Raw genomic sequence first — 7,202 nt, forward strand, 5'->3', positions numbered from 1 at the left:
CGGGGGCCCTCAATGGGGCCCCGCGCCGCGGGTTCCGTCAGCCGATCACCTCGAAACGGTCGACATCGACCAGGCCGAAATCGGTGATCTTCAGATGCGGGATCACCGGCAAGGCCACGAAGGCCAGTTGCAGGAAGGGCTCTTCCAGCTCCACCCCCAGCGAGCGCGCCGCCCGGCGCAGCTCGACCAGCCGGTCGCGGACATGCTCGAAGGGTTCCAGCGACATCAGCCCCGCCACCGGCAGCGCCAGTTCCGCCAGCACCTTGCCGCCCTCGACCACCACGAAACCGCCCTCGATCTGGCCCAGCCGTTCGGCGGCCAGCTTCATGTCGGCGTAATCGGCCCCCACCACCGCGATGTTGTGGTGGTCGTGGCAGACGGTCGAGGCGATGGCGCCCCGTTTCAGCGCGAAACCCCGCACGAAGCCATTGGCGATGTTGCCGTTCTTGCCGTGGCGTTCGATCACCGTGATCCGGGCGAGGTCCTGCGCCGGATCGGGGCGCTTGTCGCCATCCGTGGCGGGGATGGTCAGCCGCAGGTGTTCGGTCAGGATCTTGCCGGGCCAGAGGCCGATGACCGGCGTCTCGGGGTTGTTCGAGGCGTAGCGGAAGCTCTCGGTGCTCAGCGGCGGCACATGGACCGAGGCGCGGGCGACGGGTTCGATGATCTCGCGCGCGGCGAAGGCCTCGTCCGAGGCCAGCACGCCGCCGCAGAAGACCATTTCAGCATGGCAGCCCGCCGGGTCGTCCAGAACGACGATATCGGCGCGTTTGCCGGGGGCGATCTGGCCGCGGTCCTTCAGGCCGAAGGCCTCGGCGGCACTGAGCGACGCCGCGCGATAGACCGCGAGCGGGTCGCAGCCCTTCTCGATCAGGCGGCGGATCATGTAGTCGAGGTGGCCGTGTTCGGCGATGTCCAGCGGGTTGCGGTCATCGGTGCAGAGGCAGAGATAGGCCGAGGTCACCGGCGTCAGGATCTCGGCCAGCGCCTCCAGATCCTTCGACACCGACCCCTCGCGGATCAGGACCCGCATGCCCTTTTGCAGCTTCTCGATGGCCTCGGGGGCCGAAGTGCTCTCGTGCTCCGTCCGGATGCCCGCCGAGATATAGGCGTTCAGGTCCTTGCCGCGCAGCAAGGGCGAATGGCCGTCGATATGCCGCCCCTCGAAGCCCCTGAGCTTCGCCATGCAGCCCGGATCGCGGTGGATCACGCCCGGGTAGTTCATGAATTCCGCGAGGCCGATGACCCGGGGATGATCGGCCAGCGGCGCCAGATCCGCGGCTTCCAGCACCGCGCCCGAGGTCTCCATATGCGTCGACGGCACGCAGGAGGACAGGTTCACGCGGATGTCCATCACCGTCCGGGCCGAGGCTTCCAGAAAGTACCGGATGCCGGTCAGCCCGCAGACATTGGCGATTTCATGCGGGTCGCAGATCGCCGTCGTCACGCCGCGCGGCAGCACGCAGCGGTCGAATTCATAGGGCGTGATGCAGGAGCTTTCGATATGCAGATGCGTGTCGATGAAGCCCGGGACCAGCAGCTTGCCGCTGACATCGACCTCGCGCTTGCCCTCGTACTCAGCGCCGATGCCGACGATCCGGTCGCCGCAGATCGCCACGTCGCCGGGGATCTTCGCGCCGGTCACCATGTCCCAGACCACGCCGCCCTTCAGCACCAGATCGGCCGGCTCGTCGCCCCGCCCCTGGGCAATGCGGGTTTCCAAGATCACGAGAGCCTCCGCAGACGCTCGATCAGCGACGAGGTATCCCAGCGGCCACCGCCCATCTGCTGCACGTCCTTGTAGAACTGGTCGACCAGCGCCGTCATCGGCAGGGGCGCGCCGATCTCGTCGGCGGTCTGCAGGCAGATGCCCAGATCCTTGCGCATCCAGTCGACGGCGAAGCCGTAATCGAACTTGCCGTCCAGCATCGTCGCATGGCGGTTGTTCATCTGCCACGACCCCGCCGCGCCGCCCGAGATGACCTCGACCACGGCCTTGCCGTCCATCCCGGCCTTCTCGCCGAAGCGCAGCGCTTCGGAGAGGCCCTGCACCAGCCCGGCGATGCAGATCTGGTTCATCATCTTGGCGATCTGGCCCGCGCCCGACTCGCCCAGTCGCTTCACTATGCGCCCATACGCCTGCATCACCGGCTCGGCCGCGGCATAGTCCGCCTCGGTCCCGCCGCACATGATCGATAGGACCCCGTTCTCGGCCCCCGCCTGACCGCCAGAAACAGGCGCGTCGACAAAGCCCAGCCCCAGCGCGGCGGCCTCTCCCGACAGGGCCCGGGTGATGCCCGAGGACACGGTCGTGTGATCGACGAAGATCGCGCCCTTGCCCATGCCGGCAAAGGCACCGTCATCGCCCCGGCAGACCCCGGCCAGATCGGAATCATTACCGACGCAGGCCATGACGAAATCCTGCCCCGCGGCAGCCTCGCGCGGGGTCGTCGCGGCGCGTCCGCCATGGGTCGTGACCCAGGCCTCGGCCTTGGCGAAGGTGCGGTTGTAGACGGTCACCTCGTGCCCCGCCTTGACCAGATGTCCCGCCATCGGGGCGCCCATGACCCCCAAGCCCAGAAATGCCACCTTGGCCATGTCGTCCCCTCGCTGCCGCTGGTTTGAATTGCGCTCACGCGCCCGAGGTCATAGGAAACGAACCTGCATCCGAGGTCAACACGACGAGGCTCCCCGCCATGCTCACCCTGTTCCGCTGGCTTCTGCGGATCGCCACGGCGCTGGTGGTCCTGTCGGTCGTGGTCGTCGTCGGCGTCTATTATTTCCTGTCGCGCTCGCTGCCCGATTACGACGCCACCTGGCAGGTGCGCGGCGTCTCGGGCACGGTCGAGATCGCGCGCAACACCTGGGCGGTGCCGCATGTCTTCGGCCCGACGGATGCGGATGTGTTCTTCGGCCTCGGCTTTGCCCATGCCCAGGACCGGCTCTGGCAGATGACCATCCTGCGCCGCACCGTGCAGGGGCGCCTGAGCGAGGTTTTCGGCGAGCGCACGGTCAGGACGGACGAGCTGATGCGGCGCCTCGACCTTTACACGCTGGCGCAGGAATCGGTGGCGGTTCAGGACAATGACACGCTGAGCGCGCTCGATGCCTATGCGCGGGGCGTGAACGCCTGGATCAACCTGGTGAACGAGCGCGCGCTGGGCCGTGGCGCGCCGGAATACTTCCTGTTCCCGGGTGAGATCGGCCTCTGGCAACCCGCTGATTCCATTGCCATCGTCAAGCTGATGGCGGTGCAGCTGTCGGGCCATCTGGAGAACGAGGTCCGCCGCTCGCGCCTTTCCGCGCTGATCGGCGAGGAGCGGACCGTCGATCTGATGCCCGGCGATCCCTCGGCCGGGATGGCGGCGCTGCCCGATTTCGCCAGCCTGTTTCCGGGCCTCACCGACTCGCAGCTGGCCATGGCGCCCTCGGTCCCCGGTCAGGCCCCGGGCGAGGCGCTTTCGCCCTTCAACTCCATCGAGATGGCGGGCGCCTCGAACGCCTGGGCGGCGGGGGTGCTCAGATCGGCCAATGGCGGGACGCTTTTGGCCAATGACCCGCACCTGCCCTTCGCCGCGCCGTCGATCTGGTATCTGGCGCGGCTGGACCTGACCTCGGGCGCGGTCACCGGCGGCACGATCCCCGGCATCCCGGCGGTGCTGGTCGGCCGGTCCGAGGCGCTGGGCTGGGGTCTGACCACCGCCTATCTGGACGATCAGGACCTGTTCCTGGAAGAACTGAACCCCGACAACCCGCAGGAATACCGCACGCCGGACGGCTGGACGGCCTTTGAAACCCGGCGCTCGATCATCACCGTCGCCGACAGCGATCCGGTGACGATCACGCTGCGCTGGTCGGAAAACGGCCCGATCCTGCCCGGCACGCATTACTCGCTGGCCGCGGTCACCCCCCCCGGCCATGTCGCGGCGCTGTCCTGGACGGCGCTGGCGGGGGACGACACCTCGATGAGCGCGGCCATCGGGCTGATGCGGGCGCAGACTGTGGACGAGGCCATCGCCACGATGGAGCAATACGTCGCCCCGGCGCAGAACCTGACGCTGATCGACCGCGAGCATATCGCCATGCAGATGATCGGCCGCATGCCCCGGCGCGATTCCGCCAGCCCGACGCGCGGCATGATGCCCGCCCCGGGCGCCGATCCGGCGGCGCGCTGGGACGGATTCTTCCCCTATGAATCGAACCCGCGCTTCGTCGATCCCGAAACCGGGCTCTTGGGCAATACCAACAACAAGCCGCTCGACCGCCCCTTCCCGCTGCATGTGAGCTTCAACTGGGGCGACACGGTGCGCATCCAGCGCTGGGTGCGGCTGATGCGCCAGCGCTCGGTCCACACGCGCGAAAGCTTCATCGAGGCGCAGCTCGATACCGTCAGCCAGGCGGCGCGCCTGCTGCTGCCGCTGGTCGGCGCCGAACTCTGGTTCCAGGGCGAGCCCGCCGAACCCGGCACGGCCGAGTCGCAGCGGCAACTGGCGCTGCAACTGCTGGCCGACTGGAACGGCGAGATGTCCGAGCATCTGCCGGAACCGCTGATCTACGCCGCCTGGATGCGCGAGCTGCAATTCCGGCTGATCCGCGACGAACTCGGCCCCTCGGTCGACATGTTCACGCATATGGAGCCCGAATTCCTGGAACGGGTGTTCCGCAACACCGATGGCGCCGGGGTCTGGTGCGACGTGATCCAGTCGGCGGTGGTCGAAACCTGCGTCGACATCGCCCGCACGGCGCTGGACGCGGCGCTGCTGGACCTGACCCGGACCTATGGACCGGCCATCGAGAGCTGGCGCTGGGGCGATGCGCATCAGGCAACGCATGATCATCCGGTGCTGGGCGACGTGCCGATCCTGCGGCATTTCGTGAACATCCGGCAATCGACCTCGGGCGGGGATCACACGCTGATGCGCGGCCGCACCGCCGGCGGACCGCCCGGCACGCGCGAGCCCTTCCTCAACGTGCATGGCGCGGGCTATCGCGGCGTCTATGACATGGCCGACCCCGAGGCGAGCGTGTTCATCATCTCGACCGGCGAGTCGGGCCACCCGCTCAGCCGCCATTACGACGACCTCGGTGTCCTCTGGCGGCGGGGCGAATATATCCCGATGACGCTGGACCCCGATCTGGCCCGCGCCGGCGGCGTCGGGATCACCCGCCTTGAACCCCGGCAGTGACAGAGGCATATAGAGGCCCATGGCCGCCGAGAATGCTCCGATGATCTACGAGACCCGCGCCGAATGGATGGATGCAGCCCGCAAACGCGTGCTGCTGTTCGGCATGTCGGGTCTGGGCAAGACGCGGATCTCCTCGATCCTGAGGGACGGCGGCTGGTTCCATTACTCGATCGATTACCGGATCGGCACCCGCTACATGGGCGAGGCCATCGCCGACAATTTCAAGCGCGAGGCAATGAAGGTTCCGCTCTTGCGCGAACTGCTGCTGTCGGATTCGGTGCGCATCGCGTCGAACATCACCTTCGACAACCTCGCGCCGCTGAGCACCTATCTGGGCAAACCGGGCGATCCGGCGCTGGGGGGCCTGCCCTTCGACGAATACCGCCACCGCCAGAACCAGCACCGCGAGGCCGAGATCGCCGCGCTGCTGGACACGCCGCATTTCATCGACCGCGCGCATGACCTTTATGGCTATGACAATTTCGTCTGCGATTCCGGCGGTTCGATCTGCGAGGTGGTGAACCCCGAAAGCCGCACCGACCCGGTGCTGAGCGTGCTGTCGCGCCACGCGCTGATGGTCTGGATCGAAGGCTCCGAGGCGCATACCGCGGACCTGATCCGGCGCTTCGACAAGGCGCCGAAGCCGATGTATTACCGGCCGGAATTCCTGCTGGAGTGCTGGCACGCCTATCTGAGCGAGACGGGCCGAATGCCCGGGGCGGTGGACCCGGACGCCTTCGTGCGCTGGACCTACGCCCGTGCGCTGGCACATCGCCAGCCCCGCTACGCGGCGATGGCAGCCAATTGGGGGCTCAGGGTCGCCGCCGACGAGATCGCCCGCGTTCAGTCGCCCGGGGATTTCCGGGAGCTGATCGGCGCGGCACTGGACAAGCGCGCCTCGCAGGCGGCCTGACCGGGAACCCCCGGGCCGCCTTTCTGCTGAAAATTCGACGGATTTTTCCGATGCCCATCACCCTGCCCGCCAACCTGCCCGCCTATGACGTCCTCTCGCGCGAGGGTGTCATGGTCATGTCGGACACCCGCGCCGCCCGTCAGGACATCCGCCAGATCAAGATCGGCCTCCTCAACCTGATGCCGAAGAAGATCCAGACCGAGAACCAGTTCGCCCGGCTGATCGGCGCCACACCCCTGCAGATCGACTTCCGCCTGATCCGCATGTCCGAACATCAGACCAAGAACACCGCCGCCGAGCACATGGAAGAGTTCTACAAACCCTTCCAGGAGGTGAAGGACGAGAAGTTCGACGGTCTGATCATCACCGGCGCCCCCATCGAGCACCTGCCCTTCGAGGAGGTGACCTATTGGGACGAACTCTGCGAGGTCTTCGACTGGACCCAGACCAACGTCCATTCCACCTTCGGCGTCTGCTGGGGCGGAATGGCGATGATCAACCATTTCCACGGCGTGCCGAAGCATATCCTCGACCACAAGGCCTTCGGCTGCATCCGGCACAGCAATTGCGCCCCGGCCTCGCCCTATCTGCGCGGCTTCTCGGACGATCTGGTGATGCCGGTCAGCCGCTGGACGGAACTCAGGCGCGACGAGATCAAGGCCAGCCCCGGGCTGGAGATCCTGCTCGACAGCCCGGAAACCGGCCCGGCGCTGGTCGAGGATGCGGGCCATCGCGCGCTCTATATCTTCAACCATTTCGAATATGACTCGGGCACGCTGAAGGAAGAATACGACCGCGATGTCGAGGCCGGGAAGACCATCAACGTCCCGGTGAACTATTACCCCGAGAACGACCCGAGCCGCCCGCCGACCAACCGCTGGCGCAGCCATGCGCATCTGCTCTACGGCAATTGGATCAACGAGATCTACCAGACGACGCCTTTCGACATGGCGGAGATCGGCACGGCCTGAGGCCGGAGGGGTTTCGCCCTCCTCCCCCGCTGGCGCGGGCTCGTCGGGCGACCACCGGCGCCGCGTTCCGCGGCGCCAGGAGGCGGGGGGCCAGCCCCCCGCGCCCCCCGCCAAAGGGGGTTTTCCACCCCC

At 67.2% G+C, this 7,202-nt stretch carries 5 protein-coding genes; 3 read left to right on the forward strand and 2 right to left on the reverse strand.

Translation table 11 applies throughout. From position 1 onward, the window contains the following. Positions 1–37 precede the first annotated feature (37 nt). Together ade and VDQ18_RS22090 are read right to left on the reverse strand one after the other, a co-directional pair. Positions 38–1,729: an adenine deaminase gene (gene ade, locus VDQ18_RS22085; RefSeq protein WP_323023024.1), complete on the reverse strand. Its 1,692-nt coding sequence runs from the start codon at positions 1,727–1,729 to the stop codon at positions 38–40. Then, positions 1,726–2,598 (reverse strand): NAD(P)-dependent oxidoreductase, encoded by an 873-nt coding sequence (locus VDQ18_RS22090; RefSeq protein ID WP_323023025.1) that lies wholly within the window; start codon positions 2,596–2,598, stop codon positions 1,726–1,728. Before VDQ18_RS22090 ends, ade begins: the two co-directional genes overlap by 4 nt. A 98-nt stretch (positions 2,599–2,696) precedes the next feature. Here VDQ18_RS22090 and VDQ18_RS22095 point away from each other — a divergent pair, with 98 nt between their 5' ends. Genes VDQ18_RS22095 through metA form a run of 3 tightly spaced genes read left to right on the forward strand, consistent with a single transcriptional unit; the run spans position 2,697 to position 7,070 of the window. Further along, a complete protein-coding gene (locus VDQ18_RS22095) occupies positions 2,697–5,186 on the forward strand; it encodes a penicillin acylase family protein (RefSeq protein WP_323023026.1) in 2,490 nt (829 codons plus the stop codon). A gap of 40 nt (positions 5,187–5,226) precedes the next feature. Next, positions 5,227–6,099 (forward strand): ATPase, encoded by an 873-nt coding sequence (locus VDQ18_RS22100; RefSeq protein WP_323023027.1) that lies wholly within the window; start codon positions 5,227–5,229, stop codon positions 6,097–6,099. Between the two features lie 50 nt (positions 6,100–6,149). Beyond that, complete coding sequence (gene metA / locus VDQ18_RS22105; RefSeq protein WP_323023028.1) at positions 6,150–7,070, forward strand: homoserine O-acetyltransferase MetA; 921 nt, start codon at positions 6,150–6,152, stop codon at positions 7,068–7,070. Positions 7,071–7,202: the final 132 nt, after the last annotated feature.

Source organism: Pararhodobacter sp. (assembly GCF_034676075.1).
Taxonomy (GTDB): Bacteria; Pseudomonadota; Alphaproteobacteria; order Rhodobacterales; family Rhodobacteraceae; genus Pararhodobacter.

Coding starts and splice junctions, on each gene's coding strand:
- VDQ18_RS22090 (WP_323023025.1), bottom strand. CDS start 2,598: ATGGCCAAGGTGGCATTTCTGGGCTTGGGGGTCATGGGCGCCCCGATG.
- metA (WP_323023028.1), top strand. CDS start 6,150: ATGCCCATCACCCTGCCCGCCAACCTGCCCGCCTATGACGTCCTCTCG.
- VDQ18_RS22095 (WP_323023026.1), top strand. CDS start 2,697: ATGCTCACCCTGTTCCGCTGGCTTCTGCGGATCGCCACGGCGCTGGTG.
- VDQ18_RS22100 (WP_323023027.1), top strand. CDS start 5,227: ATGATCTACGAGACCCGCGCCGAATGGATGGATGCAGCCCGCAAACGC.